This window comes from Crossiella sp. NPDC003009 (assembly GCF_053591555.1).
In genome coordinates this window covers 14165-29992 of sequence record NZ_JBSFUA010000075.1, presented here as the reverse complement: position 1 = coordinate 29992, position 15828 = coordinate 14165, and the positions used below count along the sequence as shown (strand labels likewise).

The following is a 15828-nucleotide window of genomic DNA, read 5'->3' as shown; positions in this document are numbered from 1 at the left end:
GGCACCGCCGCCCGCCGCGCCGCCAGCGGCCCCGCCAGTCGCCGCACCCGGTCACGCCGCGGCCGCCGCCCCGCACGCGCCCGCGGGCGCGGGTGCCGCCGCCGGTGGCGCGGCCGGGGTCGCCCCGGTGCCGGTGCACGGCGGCCGGGGCGGTGTCGGCATGGACGCCGGGTTCGGCCCGAACAAGGACTGGCGCGGGGTCCGCCCCGGCGCCGGGTACCTGGAGATGGCGCCGGGGGTCGCGCCGGTGGTCGAGCCGGACCGCCCGGTGGCGCCGGCCAAGCTGTCGCTGCCCGCCCGCAAGGACGACGAGCTGGCGCTGTTCCTGGTGCACCTGTTCCCGCTGGGGCACATGCCGAGGCCGACCAACCGCCCGGCCCGCCAGCTGCCCCGCCCGCGCGCCGAGCTGGACTACGCGGCCGGGCTGCGCTTCGCCCCGCACGACCACCCCCGTTCCGAGCTGATCACCGGCTACCCGGTGGCCCCGGTCCCGCGCACCCCCGGCCTGGCCCCCGACCACCCGGCCGTGCTCGCCCTGGTCCCGGACTACGACCCGCTGGGCGGCCAGCACGAACGCGAGTGGGACCGCCGGTTCCTGGCCCGCCCGGCCACGCCGGAGCGCGCCGCCGAGTACGCCTGGCCGCCGGCCGAGCTGTGCCCGGAGGGCGGGGTCGACCCGGACGGCGCGGAGCCGATCGTGCTCTCCGTGGGCTCGATGCTGGACCGCTTCGGCCCCAGGGACGGCCGGGTGTTCGCGGTGGACGGCACCCCGTTCGCCGAACGCGGCCTGCCACCGGAGCTGATCGGCCACGGCTACCACCGGTTCCGGGTGGCCCGCGAGCTGCCGGTGTGGCGCACGGTGGCCGCGCCGTGGTTCGGTCAGGCGGGCGGCGGCATCCGGTTCCGCACCACGCACGCCGCCGCCGAGCTTGTTGCCCTGGGTTTCCTGGTCGAAGTGGGAGAGGACACGAACGCGTGAACGCGGAGTCGATCGGTGAGTGGCTGCGCGCGCTGGGGGTGCCGCCGCAGGTGGTGTCCATCGGCGCGGAGGCCGACAACGCGTGGTGCCTGCTGCGCGACGAGGTCGCCGACGAGGAGGGCCAGTTCGGCTGGGAGGTCTTCTGGCGCGAACAGGGCAACCGGTACGACTGGGCCAGGTTCTCCAACGAACAGGTGGCGTGTTTCTACCTGTTCGGGCGGCTGACCTGGGCGCAGGTCAGCCGCGGCGCGCTCGGGGTCATGCAGCAGGTGCCGCCGGTGGCGTGAGCCCCGGCGGCCCCGCCGCAAGCCGTCAGTGCGCGAGCTGGTCCAAGGCGAGCTGGTGCAGCAGCCCGTTGCTGGTCAGCACGTTGCCGCCGGTGTAGTCCGGCTTGCCGGACAGGTCGGTGAACCGGCCACCGGCCTCCTCCACCAGCACCTGCGCCGCGGCCACGTCCCACGGGTTCACGATGGCCTCCGCGGCCAGGTCGATCACGCCCTCGGCGACCAGGCAGTGCTGCCAGAAGTCGCCGAAGGCCCGGTTCTCCCAGCAGGCGTCGGCCAGCCGCAGGTAGGCCTCCCTGGAGTGGTGCTCGACCCAGGAACCCAGGTGGGTGGTGGACAGGTAGGCGTCGGCCAGCTCGCGCACGCCGGAGACGGCCAGCCGCTGCGGTTCGCCGCCGGTGGGCGCGGCCCAGGCCCCGGCGTCGCGGGCGGCCCACCAGCGGCGGTGCAGGGCGGGGGCGCTGATCACGCCGACCACCGGGCGGCCGTCCTCAACCAGGGCGATCAGGGTGGCGTAGGCGGGCACGCCGCGCAGGAAGTTCTTGGTGCCGTCGATCGGGTCGAGCACCCAGACCCGCCCGGCGCCGGTGTCCGTGCCGCCGCGCTCCTCCCCGGCGACCTCGTCCGCCGGGCGTTCGGCGGTGAGCACGGCCCGGATGGCGTCCTCGACGGCCAGGTCGGCGTCGGTGACCGGGGTCCGGTCGGGTTTGCGTTCCACCGCCAGGTCACGGGCGCGGAAGCGGTCCAGGGTGATCGAGTCGGCGGTGTCGGCCAGGCGCAGCGCGAGATCAAGATCCGCGGAATACGTGGTCACGCCGATGAGCCTAGGCTGGTGCCGTGAGTGTGGTGCTGCTGGCTGAGGACGACCCCGCCATCGCCGAACCGTTGTCCCGCGCCTTACAGCGCGAGGGCTACTCGGTGCACGTGGTCGCCGACGGCGTCAGCGCGCTGGAGGCGGCCAGCAACGGCGAGGTCGACCTGTTGGTGCTGGACCTGGGCCTGCCCCGGCTGGACGGCCTTGAGGTCTGCCGCAGGCTGCGCGCGAACGGGCGGGGCATCCCGGTGCTCATGCTCACCGCCCGCGCCGACGAGGTCGACTTCGTGGTGGGCCTGGACGCCGGCGCCGACGACTACGTGGCCAAGCCGTTCCGGCTGGCCGAGCTGATGGCCCGGATCAGGGCGCTGCTGCGCAGGCGCTCGCCGGGCACGCTGGAGGCCAGCGGGGTGCGGCTGGACCTGGCCGCGCGCCGGGTGCTGGTCGACGGCCACGAGGTGACCCTGGCGAACAAGGAGTTCGAGCTGCTGCGGGTGCTGATGCAGCGCGCGGGCCAGGTGGTGAGCAGGGACGACATCCTGGAAGAGGTCTGGAACGACCCCGAGTTGCGCGGCAGCAAGACCCTGGACATGCACATCTCCTGGCTGCGCCGCAAGATCGGGGACACCCAGGGCGGCAACACCGAGCGCCGGATCGCCACCGTGCGTGGCGTCGGGTTCCGGTTCAACAGCGACTAGGCGGGAGGGATGCCGGTGCGCCGTCGAATCCTGCAGTCCACCCTGCTCGCGGTGGCGGTGACGGGTGTCGCCCTTGGCCTCCCGCTGGGCTACACCGCCATAACGGTGGTACACGACGTCACCCACCGGGACCTGGCCAACCGGGCCCGGCAGGTCGCCGCGCAGCTGGACAACCAGCTCGCCGACCACCAGCAGATCGACCTGGCCGCGGTCGAGGTGCTGCGCCCGGAAGGCGGCCAGATCAGGATCACCGGCCTGGCCTCCGGCGACCGGGAGCTGGGCGCGAGCCCCGGCCCGGACGAGATGAGCGAAACCGTGCCGATGGCCCAGCACGGCAAGGTGACGGTCGCCGCCAGCGCCGCCCCCAAGCGCACCGACCAGCTGGAGGTCGCCGGGGTGGTCACCCTGCTGGTGGTCCTCTCGGTGGGCATCGGAGCCACGGTCGCCACGGTCACCGCCCGCCGCCTGGCCGAACCCCTCCGCCACGTCGCCGACCGGGCCGCGCGCCTGGGCGCCGGCGACTTCCGCCCCGACCCCCGCCGCTACCGCATCAACGAGCTGGACAAGCTCGCCGAGGCCCTGGACACCTCAGCCTCGGCACTGGCCCAGCTCCTGCAACGCGAACGAGAGCTCATCGGGGACGTCTCCCACCAGCTCCGCAGCCGCCTTACCGCCATGCAGCTCCGCCTGGAGTCCCTGGCCATGCACGCCGACGGCGCCACGGCCGAAGACGCCAACGCCGCCCTGGAACAGGCAGAACGCCTCTCCACCGTGCTGGACGAACTCCTCGCCGCCGCCCACGCCGCCCGAGCCGTGGACGCCGAACCGGTAGACCTGGCCGCCCAACTCCCGATCATGGTCCAGGAATGGCGAGCCAGCCTCAGACAACACGGCCGAGCCCTCCGCCTGCGCGCCCCCGCAGGCCTGCTCGCCAGAGCCACCCCCTCCCGCCTACGCGAAACCCTGGGCGTCCTGCTGGACAACGCCCTGCGCCACGGCGGCGGAACGGTGCACGTCTCCGCCCGCAGCGGCGACGCGATGGTCGTGGTCGAGGTCACCGACGGCGGAACTGGGGTGCCGGAGGACCTGGCCGCGCACATCTTCGAGCGGGGCGTGTCCGGCGGCGGGTCGACCGGGGTCGGACTGGCACTGGCGCGGGCGCTGGTGGAGGCCGACGGCGGGCGGCTGGAGCTGTCGGTGCCGAGAACGGCGACGTTCAGCATCTTCCTGCCGGTACCGAGAGCGGATGATGTGCCAGACCTGCGTTGGCCAACCGAGGCGAGTCCACGCTAGGCGAGGGTTGAGCTTTTGCCTTTGCTTTTGATCGCAAACGGAGCGGCCGGTCTGGGTGGTTCTGCTTCGACGGCCTGGAAAAAACACACCAGCCCTGTCAAGCGCCCCACCCGCGCCGCCCACCGCCGCCAAGGGCTGGTACCGGGGCGCTTGACAGGGCTGGTTTGGTTTTGGAAGGTCGTCGAAGCAGAACCACCCAGACCCCGCGGAACCACCCACGCTGCATCCGGCGCGCCAACACAAACTCGCACTGGTCTGCAACTCATCTCGCCGCCTTTGATCTTCCCCCCTGCTTTGATGGTCTGCCCGTCCGGCGAGGACATTCTTTTCGCTTTTAAAAAACCAAAAGAAGTGTCCTCGCCGGACGGGCAGACCCCCGGAGGAGTGGGGCAAGTCAAAAGCGCGGACGAGCAGGTTGCGGGGTTGAGCAGGCTGCCGGGGCCGATTCCAGCGTGCTCGAGTCCCTCTCGTCTTCTCCGCACGACCTTCCGACAGCAAACCACATCTCGTCGAGCGGCCCCCGTCACGTTGTGAGGCCTTGGCGGCGGTTTGTGTTGCAGGGGCCGCTCGACGAGATGCGGTCAGCAGTCTCCAGGCCGTACGGAGAAGACGAGAGGCCCTCTTCGTGGGTTTTCACCCCAGGCCCGAACCTCGCCGCTGGCTAGGAGTGCCCTAAGTGTTCTTCGTCCTCATCGCTTCGCTTCGGCGCGGGGCGGTGGGGCTTTCCGTTTTCCTGCCCGTTCGCCACGATTTCGTCGTTCACGATCGGAGCCTGGACGACAACCGTTCCGTAAGTCTTGTTCGGTCGCACGCCCTCCTCCGGGAAGACGAACTTCCGGAACGCCCACCACCGGAACAGCATTCCGATCAGCACTCCGCCGACCTGTCCGATGAAGAAGTCGCCGAGTTCCTGGGAGAGCAGGCTGACGTCCGGGTACCGCAGGTCCAGCACGTACCGGGAGAACGCCAGCGGGGCGGTGTAGATACCCACCGCGATGCCGCTGACCAGGAAGTACAGCGCCGCCTCGTGCTGTTTCTCCCGGCCGCCGCGGGTGCGGAAGGACCACTCCCGGTTCAGCACGTAGGAGACGATGGTCGCCACCAGCACCGCGATGCCCTTGGCGATCAGGGGCTTGGTGTCCAGCACGGTCAGCTTGAGGCCGTAGAAGACGGCGTTGTCGATGATGAAGGTGGTTCCGCCGACGAAGGCGAACTTCAACAGCTCACGGTGCTTCAACAGGACCCGCCGCAAGCCCTGCGGCAGCATTCCGAGCACGGTCTCCACTACGGCCACCCCGGCAGTCTACGGATCCCGTTCACCCGTCTGGCCTCAGCGCAGCGGAACGGACCGCTCCTCCGTGGTGGCCAGGCGCTTCTCCGGCCGGGCTGCGCTGACCGTCTTGATGATGGTGTGCACCTCGGGCTTGGTGACGACCTTGGGCGCGGGGAAGACGAACTTCCGGAAGGCCCAGAAGCGGAACACCATGGCCAGCAGGGTGCCCACGATCAGGCCGCTGACGAAGTCCGCGATCTCCTGCGCGGCCCAGCTGATGTGCGGTTCGGACAGGAACAGCACGTATCGGGAGACCAGCATCGGGGCCGAACTGAGGGCCACGCCGACGCCGCTGATCAGGAAGTACAGCGCGGCCTCGTGGTGGCGTTCCCGGCCGCCGCGGGTGCGGAAGGACCACTCCCGGTTGAGCACGTAGCCGACCACGGTGGCCACGATCACGCCGATCGCCCTCGCGGTCACCGGCTTGGTGTCCAGGATGGTCCACTTCAGGCTGTACATCACCACCGTGTCGACCAGGAAGGTGGCGCTGCCGACCACCGCGAACCGGAACATCTCCCGGTTCCGCCGAATCAACTCGCGGTAGCGCGGGGGCAACTTGGCGAACACGGCTTCGGCTGCGAACACTCCGGCGAGTGTAGAGATCGACGATCACACCCCCCGATCGGCCCGTGGCTTGTTCACCAACTGTCGGCCGGGTATGCCGGGTTTGTCAGCGACACTCCCGGTGGACACGCCGGGTCAGCACTCCGGCAGCAGCCAGGACAGCCACGGCGGCAACGTCGGCTTGCACGTCGGCGGCGGCGGTGCGGAGGTCGTGGTGCGGGCCGGGGTGGTCGGTTTGGGCGGCTCGACCGGTTTGGTCGCCGGGGGTGCGGCCGGTGGTGGCTGGGTGGTCGGGCGGTCCGAGTGGCTCGGCTCGCGGCCGCCGGTGGTTGGGGCGGGCTTGCGGCTGGTGGTGGTCGGCTTGGCCGGGGTCGTGGTGGTCGGGGTCGTGGTGGTCGGCGGCCGCGTGGTTGTGGTGGTGGCCGGTGGCGTGCTGGGGTCCTGCGGGCGGTCCGGGTCGATCGGGCGGCCACCGGGGTGGTCGCGGATGTGGATCGGCACCGTGATCGCCGCCTTGGCCTCACCGAGGGTGCCGCTGACCTGGGCCTGGTCCTTGATCACGCCGAGGGAGGTCAGCCAGGTGCGGAACACCACCCGCTGACCCGGCTTGAGCCTGCCGGTGCAGGTCACCACGTTGCCCCTGCCCTGGCAGTGCTTGGTCCAGGCGAAGGCCACGGTGCGCTCGGGCAGCGCGATGGTCACCGTCAGCGGGGCCTCCCTGGTGCCCCGGTTGGTCGCGGTGACGTCCATCCGGATCGGCCACCACCAGCCGTGGTTCCAGGTCTCCGCGCGCAGCTCCAGCTCGTCGTTCTGCTTGACCTGCACGGTCACCTCGGACAGCGACAGGTTGATGCTGGTGCCTGAGTTCACGCTGCCGGTGATCCGTCCCGGCTGCACGTCCGGCCCCGCGGTGAGCCGGAACCCGAAGGTCACCGACTCGCCGGGCGCCAGGCCCCGCCCGGTCACACACGAGATCCGGCCGGGACCGCTCTGGCAGCTGATCCCGATCGGCTGCGCCGCCTGGGCCAGCACCCCGGTGCGGGCGAACCGCTGACCGGCGCCGGGCACCTCGGCCAGCACCCCCGGCGGCAGGTTCAGCGCCGCGGTGACCGGCTCGGACACCCCGGTGCCGCTGTTGCGCACGGTCACCGGCAGGTCCACCGCCGGGCCACCCGGGGTGAGCTGGACCGGCGCGCTGGGCGCGGAGGCGGACAGCGTCGGGGTCGGCGTGGGCGGCGGTGGCTGGGCCGGGGGCGGCGTCGGGGGCGGGGTCGTGGTCGTTGGTGGGGGAGGGGTCGGCTGGCTGCTCGGGGGCGGCGGCTGCGGTGACGGGGGCGGTGGCTGGGAGGGCGTGGGCTGCGGCGGTGGCGGCTGCGGGGGCTGGGTGGGCGCGACCGTCGTGGTGACCGGCGGGGGCGCGGCGACCGAGGGGTTCTGCGGGGACTCGCCGGCGCTCAGCGCGACCGCGACCGCGGCGACCACGGCCGCCGCCGAGGCCCCGGTGGCCACGAACTGCCTCGGCACCGAGCTGGCCGCACCGGCCGCGCCACCGGCGCCACCGGCCGCGGCGCCCGCGGTGACCGCCAGCGCGGTCGCGCCTGCCGCCTTGGCCGCGCTGGCCGAGAGCGCCAGGTAGGCGGTGACCGCACCGCCGAGCACCAGCGGGGCGACGAAGACCCGCATGGCCCCGTTCACGTCGTGCAGCTCCGCGGCCAGCGCCCGGCAGCTCACGCAGGCGTCCAGGTGCGCCTCGACCTGCGCGGTCTCCCGCTTGGACAGCCCGTCGCGGGTCCACGCGCCGAGCCGGTCCACGGTGGCCCGGCACTGCTCCTCGGCCACCGAGTCCAGGTGCACCTGGAGGTAGGCCTGGCGCAGGCCCTCGCGCGCCCGGTAGGCCAGCGCGGAGACGCCGTTGGCGGTCAGGCCCAGGATCGGCGCGATCTCCGCCGGGGACTGCTGCTCGACCTCGGTGTGCCACAGCACGGCCTGCCAGCGCTCCGGCAGCCGGGCGAAGGCCTTGGCCGCCAAGGTCTTCTCCAGCCCGGCGACCGCGGTGTCGGTGAACGGCACCCCGGCGTCGAAGGCGGCCACGTCGTCGGAGACCTGGACCTTCTTCTCCCGGCGGGACCGGTCGTAGGCGTTGTGCCGCAGCGCGGTCAGCAGGTAGGCGCGGAAGGCCGCGTCCGGGCCCTTGCCCGCCCGCAGCGTGTCCAGGACCTTGGCGAAGGCGTCCGAGACCAGGTCATCGGCCTCGGCTGGCGAGCGGGACATCTGGCGGGCCAGGTTGTAGGCGGCGGCCACATGCCGCTCGTACAACAGGGCGTAGGCGTCCATCGACCCCGAGCGCACCGAGTCGATGAGCTCGGCGTCACTGGGACCCTGTACCTCGTCCTGAACCGTTGCCACGCCTGCTCCATGTCGCTCACCTGGTGTGCTCGCTCAGTGTGACGGAACGGTTTGTTCTTCGTCACCTCGAACGGCGTCACGAACTGGTGGCTGGCGCGTCACCGCATCGGAGCAAGAACAGGGCCTTTCGAGAAGGAGACCGATCGAGCGTGAGTGTGCGTGAGGTGGCGCCCCGGCCCAGCCGCGGTGGCAGCGACGCGGACCTGCGTGCACTGCGCTCGCGGTGGCGGACCGCGAGCCTGGCCGCTGGCTGGCCCTTCCCCGCCGACTGGGCGCTGCCCGAGGTGGACGCGGTCTGCCGGGCCGTGGTCGAGCACGGTGACGTGGCATCCGCCCTGATCAGACTGGGTCACCGCCGGGCAGAGGCGGGCGCCAGCCTGGCCGAGACCCTGCAGGACCTGGCCGCCCTGCACGCGGTGCTGGAGACCCCGTCCGGCCAGGACGGCATCGTCTCCGCCGACCCGGACGCGGTGCCGGCCCGGTTGTTGCGGGTGGTCGCGCTCGGCTGGGCCGAGGAGATGGCGGGCCGGGTCACCACGGCCGAGGCCACCGACGGCCTCACCGGCCTGGCCACCCCCTCCTACCTGCGCACACGCCTCCGCGAGGTCTACCACGAGGCGACCGCGGCAGGGGTGCGGACCGAGGAGCGGCACGTGCTGGCCATGGTCGCGGTGGACCTGAGCCAGGCCACCGGCTGGTCCCGGGTGGTGGCCATGGTGCTGGTCGCCGACGTGTTACGCCTGGTGTTCAACCGGGGCGAGACCCTGGCTGTTGTGGGTCCCTCAGTCGGTGCAGTGCTCACTCCACGTGATCAAAGATTACCTTTGAGACTGGCCACCGCCCGCTGGTTGGTGGAGCAACGGTTGGCCGCCGACCCAGATCTGGAGGGCACGGTGTCGCTGCGGGTGTGGCTGGAGGCGCTGCCGCCGACCCATCAGGCCGCCTGCGACCTCGTCAACCACCTCGGTCGCGGCTGACCTGCCCGGCTGCACTAGGCTGACCTGCCCGTGGACCCCCGAACCGGCACCCCAGTAGTTGGCATGGTCGGCGGCGGACAGCTCGCGCGGATGACCCACCAGGCGGCGATCGCCCTCGGTCAGTCGTTGCGGGTGCTCGCCGTCTCCGAAGCCGATCCCGCCGCACTCGTCGCGCGGGACGTGCAGATCGGCACGCACACCGATCTTGAAGCCCTGCGCAGCTTCGCCAAGGGCTGCGAGGTGCTGACCTTCGACCACGAGCACGTGCCTGCCGAGCACCTGCACGCGCTGGTCGCCGAGGACGTCACCGTGCACCCCGGCCCGGACGCGCTGATCTACGCCCAGGACAAGCTCAAGATGCGGCTCAAGCTGCGCGAGCTGGACCTCCCGGTGCCGCCGTTCACCGAGGTCTTCGAGGTCTCCGACGTGCTGCGCTTCGGCGCCGAGCACGGCTGGCCCTGCGTGCTCAAGGCCATCCGCGGCGGCTACGACGGGCGCGGGGTGTGGATGCTCAACACCCCGCAGAGCGCCGAGCGGGTGGTCACCGAGCTGCTGGCCGCGCGCACCCCGCTGATGGTCGAGCAGTGCGTGCCGATGCGCCGCGAGCTGGCCGCGCTGATCGCCCGCTCGCCGTTCGGGCAGGGCGCGGCCTGGCCGGTGGTGCAGACCGTGCAGTCCGAGGGCATCTGCGTCGAGGTGCTCGCCCCCGCCCCCGACCTGGCGCCGGAGCTGGCCCAGCGGATCCAGGAGCTGGCGCTGCGGATCGCCGCCGAGCTGGGCGTGGTCGGCGTGCTCGCGGTGGAGCTGTTCGAGACCGCGGACGGCGTGCTGGTCAACGAGCTGGCCATGCGCCCGCACAACTCCGGCCACTGGACCATGGACGGGGCTGGCACCTCCCAGTTCGAGCAGCACGTGCGCGCGGTGCTGGACTACCCGCTGGGCCTGACCGACCTGAAGGCCCCCGCGGTGGTGATGGCCAACGTGCTGGGCGCGCCCGCCCCGCCGTCGATGGGCGTCGACGAGCGGATCCACCACCTGTTCGCCCGGTTCCCGGAGGCGCGGGTGCACCTGTACGGCAAGGCGGAGCGGCCCGGCCGCAAGGTCGGGCACGTGAACGTGCTCGGCCAGGACATGGCCGAGACACGCAGGCGGGCCACCCTGGCCGCGCACTGGCTCTCGCACGCCGAGTGGACCGACGGATACGACGTGCACGGAGGGAACTGACGTGGCACCGCAGGTTGGCGTGATCATGGGGAGCGACTCGGACTGGCCGGTCATGCAGGCCGCCGCCGAGGCGCTCACCGAGTTCGAGGTGCCGCACGAGGTCAGCGTCGTCTCGGCGCACCGCACCCCGCAGCGCATGCTCGACTACGCCCGCGACGCCGCGGGCCGCGGCCTCAAGGTGATCATCGCGGGCGCGGGCGGCGCGGCGCACCTGCCCGGCATGGTCGCCTCGGCCACCGCGCTGCCGGTGATCGGCGTGCCGGTGCCGCTGAAGTACCTGGACGGCATGGACTCGCTGCTGTCCATCGTGCAGATGCCCGCCGGTATCCCGGTGGCGACCGTGTCGGTGGCCGGCGCGCGCAACGCGGGCCTGCTCGCGGTGCGCATCCTGGCCGCGCACGACGAGGCGCTGCGCGCGCGGGTGGAGAAGTTCCAGGCCGACCTGGAGGCCATGGTCCTGGACAAGGACGCCAAGCTCCAGGAACGCATTCAGGGTTGATAGGTGGCGAACTCCGTCAGCAGGGCCTCCTGCTGGCGGAGCGCCGCCGAGGCCGCGTCCCCGCGTGCCACCGCGACCGCCGTGGCCAGCGCCTGCACCAGGCTGGTCAGCGCGGTCACCGAGCGCAGCAGGCCGGCCCCCGCCATGTCGGCCAGGAACACCGCGTCGGCCAGCCCCGCCAGCGGTGAGGCGGCGGTGTCGGTGAAGGCCACCGTGGTCGCGCCGACCTCCTTGGCGTGCCGGACCGCGCGCACCGTGTCGGCGGCGTAGCGGTGCAGCGAGACCGCGATGAAGACGTCCCGCCGGTCCAGCCGCCGCAGCTTGTCGGTGAGCGTGCCGGGGCCGGGGGTGACCAGCGTGACGTCCTCGCACACCAGGTCCAGCTGGTAGCCGAGCAGATAGGCCACCGCGTGCGACTTGCGCAGCCCCATCACGTGCACCCGCCGCGCCCGCGCGATCGAGCCGACCGCCAGCCGCCAGGCCGCCGGATCGACCTGGGCGAAGGTGCGCGCCAGGTTCTGCCGGTCCAGCTCGGCGGCCCGCTCCAGCACGCTGTCCCCGCGCAGCGCGTCGAACCGCCGGACCAGCTGCGCCTGCCCGGCCAGGTGCGCCCGGCACAGCTTCACCAGCGCCGGATAGCCGGAAAGCCCGCACCGCTGCGCGAACCGCACCACGGTCCCCTCGGTGGTGCCCACCGCCTTGGCCAGCTCGGCCGCGGTCTGGAACGCCACGCCCTCCGGATCGGTGAGCACCCGCTCGGCCAGCGCGCGCTGCGCGGGGCTCAACTCGGCGACGCGCAACAGCTCGGTCAGTTCAGCGAAGGTCTCCATGGCCCTTTCCGGTCAGCTCCGCGACGGCCGTGCCCAGCCGCGCCAGTGGTTCGGCGATCCAGGGCAGCGCGGCCGGATCGGTGCTGCGCAAGGCGGTCCAGCGCTGCTCGTCGGTGTCGCCGTAGAGCAGGCTGGTGGCCAGCCGGAACCGCAGCCCGCGCGGATCATCCCCGAAGGCCGACCCCGGCAGGACGCCGATCCGGTAGCGCTCCAGTAGAAGTTCGGCCAGTTCGGTGGCACCACTGGCTTTGCTCCTGGCGGCCGCCAGATCCGGGTACAGGTAGAAGCCCCCGCCCGGCGCCGGACAGCTCGCCCCCGCCGCGACCACCATCTCGTAAGCCGCCCGCACCACCGCCCGGTGCAATCCCAGCCCCGCCGCGACAAAGGCGCGCACCGGTTCCGGCTCGCTCAGCACATAGGCCGCCGCCACCTGCACCGGCGTGCTCGGATTGGACCAGATCTCACTGGCCACCCCGACCAGCCGCGCGGTCAGCTCCGCACTCGGCGTCCGGCAGACCCCGAGCCGCCAGCCGCCAAGCGCGGTCGCCTTGCTGAGCCCGGTGGTCACCACGGTCCGCGCCGGAATGATCTCCGCCGGGCTGAGCACCGAGCCCGGTTCGTGCGCCAGGTCCCGGTAGATCTCATCGGAGATCACCATCAGCCCGTGCTCGGCCGCGATCTCGCACACCGCCCGCACCGCGTCCGGCCCGGCCAGCGCCCCGGTCGGGTTGTCCGGCAGCGTCAGCACCAGCACGCCCGGCCGCAGCCCCCGTGCCCGCGCCGCCACCAGCGCCGGTCCCAGCAACGCCGGATCCGGCACCCCGCCCGAGCCCCCCGGCGCCGGCACCCACACGACTTCCTTGCCCAGCAACGAAGCCTGCGCCGCGTAGCTCACCCAGCTCGGCTTCGGCAGCACCACGTCGCCGGGCAGCACGGACAGCAGCGCGTGCAGCAGCGGCTTGCTGCCCGGTCCCGCCACGACCTGTTCCGGTGCGGTGGGCAGGCCGCGCCGCTGGAAGTACCCGGCCGCGGCGGCGCGCAGTTCCGGGATGCCGGCGGTGGGGCCGTAGGAGTTGCGCCCGGCGGCCGCGGCGAGCGCGGCGGCGATCTCCGGCGCGACCGGCAGCCCGGCCTCGCCGAAGGCCAGGTGGGTCACCGGGACCCCGCCGGCGCGCAGGGCCTGGATACGTTCGTTGGTGGCGAGCGTCGCGGACTGGGGCAGCATGACCGACACGCTACAAAGACAACTGAGTGATCAGCAGATGCTGCAATTTCTCTTGCAACCGAGTGTGCGAGGGCACAGGGCGCGGTGGGTGAACGGGGGTTAACATGCTCGACAGCGACGCTGCTACTCGGAGGTAACTTACCGTGGACTCGAGCTTCGGCACCTACCAGCTGGCCGAGGAGCATGACGCGCTCCGCGAAGCGGTGCGGGCATTGGCGGACAAGGAGATCGCGCCGTACGCGGCCGAGGTGGACGAGAACGAGCGCTACCCGGTCGAGGCGCACGACGCCCTGGTCAAGGCCGGTTTCGCCGCCGTGCACGTGCCGGAGGCCTACGAGGGCCAGGGCGCCGACTCGGTCGCCACCTGCATCGTCATCGAAGAGGTCGCCCGCGCCTGCGCCTCCTCCTCGCTGATCCCCGCGGTGAACAAGCTCGGCACCATGCCGATCCTGCTCTCCGCATCCGAGGAGCTGAAGCAGCAGGTCATGCCCAGCATCGCCTCGGGTGAGGCCGGCGCCAGCTACGCGCTGAGCGAGCGGGAAGCGGGCTCGGACGCCGCCTCCATGCGCACCCGCGCTCGCCTGGAGGGCGACAGCTGGGTGCTCAACGGCACCAAGTGCTGGATCACCAACGCGGCCAAGTCCACCTGGTTCACCGTGATGGCGGTGACCGACCCGGACAAGGGCGCCAACGGCATCTCCGCCTTCGTGGTGCACAAGGACGACCCCGGCTTCGAGGTCGGCCCGAAGGAGCGCAAGCTCGGCATCAAGGGCTCGCCCACCAACGAGATCTACTTCACCGACTGCGTCATTCCCGCGGACCGGATCATCGGCGAGCCCGGCACCGGCTTCAAGACCGCCCTGCGCACCCTGGACCACACCCGCCCCACCATCGGCGCCCAGGCCGTGGGCATCGCCCAGGGCGCGCTGGACGCGGCACTGGGGTATGTCAAGGAGCGCAAGCAGTTCGGCAAGGCAATCAGCGACTTCCAGGGCGTGCAGTTCATGCTCGCCGACATGGCGATGAAGGTCGAAGCGGCCCGCCACATGGTCTACGTCGCCGCCGCCCGCGCCGAACGCGGCGAACCCAACCTGGGCTTCATCTCCGCCGCCGCCAAGTGCTTCGCCAGCGACGTCGCCATGGAGGTCACCACCGACGCGGTGCAGCTCTTCGGCGGCGCGGGCTACACCAGGGACTTCCCGGTGGAGCGGATGATGCGCGACGCCAAGATCACCCAGATCTACGAGGGCACCAACCAGATCCAGCGGGTGGTCATGTCCCGGGCGCTGCTCAAGGGCTGAGCGGTCGGCCGGTCTGGGTGACTCCGTAGCGCGCGGCGAGTTCGGCCAGCCAGGTCAGGTACCAGTCGCGGAAGTCGGCCTCGGGCGCGATGCCCTGGTCGCAGCCCAGCAGGTCCTGCCAGACCTGGCCGCTCGCCGGGCCGGTGACCACCAGGCGGTGGTAGTAGCCGCAGCCGCACTCGGCGATCTCCATCGTGCCGTCGAACCAGCGAGCCGGGTCGTCGTCATCGGGGCCGGGCCGCCACTGCCTGGTGTGCGGGAAGGGCGCGGCCAGGTCGGCATCCTGACTGTCGGCCTCGCCCAGTGGGTAGAGGCCGTAGTCGGGGCCCGCGCCGCCGTTGCCGACCTGGAGCAGGAAGTCGCGGTAGTCGGCGGGCAGGGCGATGCCGTGCCGGCGCTCGAAGGCGGTCACCTCGGCCGCGGACAGCACCCGGTTGAGCCGGTACCGGTGCTCCTCGCTGCCGAACTCGGCGAACTTCCGGTCGCGGGCGGCCACCGCGGCCAGCGTGGCGCGGATGGCCCCGGCGTTCCAGTCGGTCATCCGTGCACCCTGACCAGTCCGTGCTCGTAGGCGATGATCACCAGCTGGGCGCGGTCGCGCGCGTGCAGCTTGGCCAGCAGGCGGCCGACGTAGGTCTTCACCGTGGCCAGGCTCAGGCGCAGCTCGGCCGCGATCTCGTCGTTGGACAGGCCCCGGCCGACCAGGGTGAGGACCTCGCGCTCCCGGTCGGTGACGCCGGTGAGGGGACGCGGCTCGAGCCGGGGGTGGGCGGGACCGGGCCGGCGGGTGAACTCCTCGATCAGGCGGCGGGTGACGGTGGGGGCGAGCAGGGACTCGCCCGCGGCGATGACGTTGATGGCCTGCAATAGGTCGCCGGGCGGGGTGTCCTTGAGCAGGAAGCCGGAGGCGCCGGCGCGCAGGGCGGCGAAGACGGCCGAGTCGTCGTCGAACATGGTGAGGACCAGCACCCGGACCTCCGGCGCCTCGGTGCGCAGCCTGTTGGTGGCCTCGATGCCGTCCAGGACCGGCATGCGGACGTCCATCAGCACCACGTCCGGCCGCAGTTCGACCGCGAGCCGGACCGCCTCCGCGCCGTTGGCGGCCTCGGCGACCACGGACAGGCCGGGGGCGGTTTCCAGCAGCACCCGGAAGCTGCCGCGGAGCAGAGCCTGGTCGTCGGCGACCAGGACGCGGATGTCGGTCATGGGCGGGGCCAGCGGTGCGGTCGGGTGGCTCGCGGGCGGCGGTCGCTGGCTGGAGCTGGCGGGCGAGGTTGCGGCGTGCGGTGGGGTTGGGCGGCGTGTGGGCGGCGGTCGCTGGCTGGAGCTGGCGGGCGAGGTTGCGGCGTGCGGTGGGGTTGGGCGGCGTGTGGGCGGCGGTCGCTGGCTGGAGCTGGCGGG

16 protein-coding genes are annotated in these 15828 nt (G+C 72.4%); 8 read left to right on the top strand and 8 right to left on the bottom strand.

Annotation, left to right across the window (positions count from 1 at the left end):
- Positions 1–979: TNT domain-containing protein (locus ACWDY5_RS39625; RefSeq protein ID WP_449727272.1), on the top strand; the 979-nt coding region annotated here is incomplete at its 5' end.
- Positions 976–1266, top strand: a complete 291-nt coding sequence (locus tag ACWDY5_RS39620; protein ID WP_449727271.1) for a hypothetical protein — start codon at positions 976–978, stop codon at positions 1264–1266. The genes ACWDY5_RS39625 and ACWDY5_RS39620, both read left to right, overlap by 4 nt.
- 25 nt (positions 1267–1291) lie before the next feature.
- Here the strand turns inward: ACWDY5_RS39620 and hisN are convergent, their stop codons facing one another.
- Positions 1292–2083 (bottom strand): histidinol-phosphatase, encoded by a 792-nt coding sequence (gene hisN / locus ACWDY5_RS39615; RefSeq protein ID WP_449727273.1) that lies wholly within the window; start codon positions 2081–2083, stop codon positions 1292–1294.
- A gap of 17 nt (positions 2084–2100) precedes the next feature.
- Between hisN and ACWDY5_RS39610 the strand changes: the two genes are divergently transcribed.
- Together ACWDY5_RS39610 and ACWDY5_RS39605 are read left to right on the top strand one after the other, a co-directional pair.
- On the top strand, positions 2101–2775 hold the full coding sequence (locus ACWDY5_RS39610) for a response regulator transcription factor (RefSeq protein WP_449727270.1): 675 nt from the start codon (positions 2101–2103) through the stop codon (positions 2773–2775).
- Positions 2776–2790: 15 nt separating this feature from the next.
- Entirely contained in the window at positions 2791–4068 is a 1278-nt protein-coding gene (locus tag ACWDY5_RS39605; protein WP_283663102.1) for a sensor histidine kinase, read from the top strand.
- A gap of 661 nt (positions 4069–4729) precedes the next feature.
- Here the strand turns inward: ACWDY5_RS39605 and ACWDY5_RS39600 are convergent.
- The 3 genes from ACWDY5_RS39600 to ACWDY5_RS39590 all read right to left on the bottom strand — a co-directional run bounded on the left by ACWDY5_RS39600 (position 4730) and on the right by ACWDY5_RS39590 (position 8371).
- Positions 4730–5362, bottom strand: coding sequence for a GtrA family protein (locus ACWDY5_RS39600; protein WP_449727269.1), 633 nt, complete (start codon positions 5360–5362; stop codon positions 4730–4732).
- A gap of 36 nt (positions 5363–5398) precedes the next feature.
- The gene (locus tag ACWDY5_RS39595) at positions 5399–5986 is read right to left on the bottom strand and encodes a GtrA family protein (RefSeq protein ID WP_449727268.1); all 588 of its coding nucleotides are present in this window, start codon (positions 5984–5986) and stop codon (positions 5399–5401) included.
- Positions 5987–6100: 114 nt separating this feature from the next.
- Positions 6101–8371, bottom strand: a complete 2271-nt coding sequence (locus tag ACWDY5_RS39590) for a sigma-70 family RNA polymerase sigma factor (protein ID WP_449727267.1) — start codon at positions 8369–8371, stop codon at positions 6101–6103.
- 149 nt (positions 8372–8520) lie between these two features.
- Here ACWDY5_RS39590 and ACWDY5_RS39585 point away from each other — a divergent pair, with 149 nt between their 5' ends.
- Genes ACWDY5_RS39585 through purE form a run of 3 tightly spaced genes read left to right on the top strand, consistent with a single transcriptional unit; the run spans position 8521 to position 11071 of the window.
- The gene (locus tag ACWDY5_RS39585; RefSeq protein WP_449727266.1) at positions 8521–9348 is read left to right on the top strand and encodes a GGDEF domain-containing protein; all 828 of its coding nucleotides are present in this window, start codon (positions 8521–8523) and stop codon (positions 9346–9348) included.
- A gap of 30 nt (positions 9349–9378) precedes the next feature.
- Complete coding sequence (locus ACWDY5_RS39580; RefSeq protein ID WP_449727265.1) at positions 9379–10572, top strand: 5-(carboxyamino)imidazole ribonucleotide synthase; 1194 nt, start codon at positions 9379–9381, stop codon at positions 10570–10572.
- A gap of 1 nt (position 10573) precedes the next feature.
- Positions 10574–11071, top strand: a complete 498-nt coding sequence (gene purE, locus ACWDY5_RS39575; RefSeq protein WP_449727264.1) for a 5-(carboxyamino)imidazole ribonucleotide mutase — start codon at positions 10574–10576, stop codon at positions 11069–11071.
- On the opposite strand, the gene ACWDY5_RS39570 is transcribed toward purE, so the two are convergent.
- Complete coding sequence (locus ACWDY5_RS39570; protein WP_449727263.1) at positions 11062–11901, bottom strand: MurR/RpiR family transcriptional regulator; 840 nt, start codon at positions 11899–11901, stop codon at positions 11062–11064. The genes purE and ACWDY5_RS39570 overlap by 10 nt on opposite strands.
- The gene (locus tag ACWDY5_RS39565; protein ID WP_449727262.1) at positions 11885–13126 is read right to left on the bottom strand and encodes a pyridoxal phosphate-dependent aminotransferase; all 1242 of its coding nucleotides are present in this window, start codon (positions 13124–13126) and stop codon (positions 11885–11887) included. Before ACWDY5_RS39565 ends, ACWDY5_RS39570 begins: the two co-directional genes overlap by 17 nt.
- A 143-nt stretch (positions 13127–13269) precedes the next feature.
- Here ACWDY5_RS39565 and ACWDY5_RS39560 point away from each other — a divergent pair, with 143 nt between their 5' ends.
- Positions 13270–14427, top strand: coding sequence for an acyl-CoA dehydrogenase (locus ACWDY5_RS39560; protein ID WP_449727261.1), 1158 nt, complete (start codon positions 13270–13272; stop codon positions 14425–14427).
- On the opposite strand, the gene ACWDY5_RS39555 is transcribed toward ACWDY5_RS39560, so the two are convergent.
- A complete protein-coding gene (locus ACWDY5_RS39555) occupies positions 14417–14968 on the bottom strand; it encodes an SMI1/KNR4 family protein (RefSeq protein ID WP_449727260.1) in 552 nt (183 codons plus the stop codon). The genes ACWDY5_RS39560 and ACWDY5_RS39555 overlap by 11 nt on opposite strands.
- Positions 14965–15633, bottom strand: coding sequence for a response regulator (locus ACWDY5_RS39550; RefSeq protein WP_449727259.1), 669 nt, complete (start codon positions 15631–15633; stop codon positions 14965–14967). Before ACWDY5_RS39550 ends, ACWDY5_RS39555 begins: the two co-directional genes overlap by 4 nt.
- Between the last annotated feature and the right edge of the window lie 195 nt (positions 15634–15828).